1 protein-coding gene and 1 pseudogene are annotated in these 672 nt (G+C 67.0%); both read left to right on the top strand.

Translation table 11 applies throughout. The annotated features are described in order from the left end of the window. Positions 1 to 482, top strand: a pseudogene (locus AACY08_RS27830) (cobaltochelatase CobT-related protein); the annotation flags it as partial. Next, a partial coding sequence (locus AACY08_RS27825; protein WP_339472313.1) for a twin-arginine translocation signal domain-containing protein occupies positions 479 to 672 on the top strand: 194 nt, incomplete at its 3' end. The pseudogene AACY08_RS27830 and the gene AACY08_RS27825, both read left to right, overlap by 4 nt.

Below are 672 nucleotides of genomic sequence, written 5' to 3'. Positions count from 1 at the left end.
ATCCCGGCCGGCTCAACGATCTGCGCCATATCGTCTACAAAAAGGCCGACGAACCCTGGCGCCGGGCGCGCAAGAATCTCGGGCTGATGATGCGCGAGGGGCTGCTAAAGCAAAATATCGATGGCTAGGCGCTGCTCTGGGCGCATTCGCGGATCATCGCGCGGCCCGAGGAGCGCAAGATCCTGATGGTGATCTCGGACGGCGCGCCGGTCGACGATTCGACGCTGAGCGTCAATTCCGGGTCGTATCTCGAACGCCATTTGCGGCAGGTGATCGGCTGGATCGAAGCCAAGTCGCCGGTCGAACTGGCGGCGATCGGCATCGGCCATGACGTGACGCGCTATTATCGTCGCGCGGTGACGATCGTGGATGCGGAAGAACTCGGCGGCGCCATCACCGAGAAGCTCGCCGAACTGTTCAGCGAGACCGCGGCGCCGGCACCCACCGCGCCGAGCCGTCCGCGCCGCAAACTGCATTCGTGAGCACCGGATCGTCCCGCCGCCGCTTTCTCGTCCAGGCGGCGGCGGGAGTTTCCAGCCTCGCCCTCCCGAGGTCCGCGCGCGCGCAGCCGGTCAGCGAACCGGCGCCGCGGCTCTCGCCGCTCGAACATGCCGTCACCGAACCTGTCGCGGTCGAGGTCAATGCGCGGCCGATCGCCAGTTTCGAGCCGCG

It is taken from the genome of Pseudomonas sp. EL_65y_Pfl1_R83 (genome assembly GCF_963970695.1).
In the GTDB taxonomy this organism is placed as follows: domain Bacteria; phylum Pseudomonadota; class Gammaproteobacteria; order Pseudomonadales; family Pseudomonadaceae; genus Aquipseudomonas; species Aquipseudomonas tritici.
Note: the sequence above shows the minus strand (reverse complement) of the source record. Positions and strands in the feature narration are given on the sequence as shown.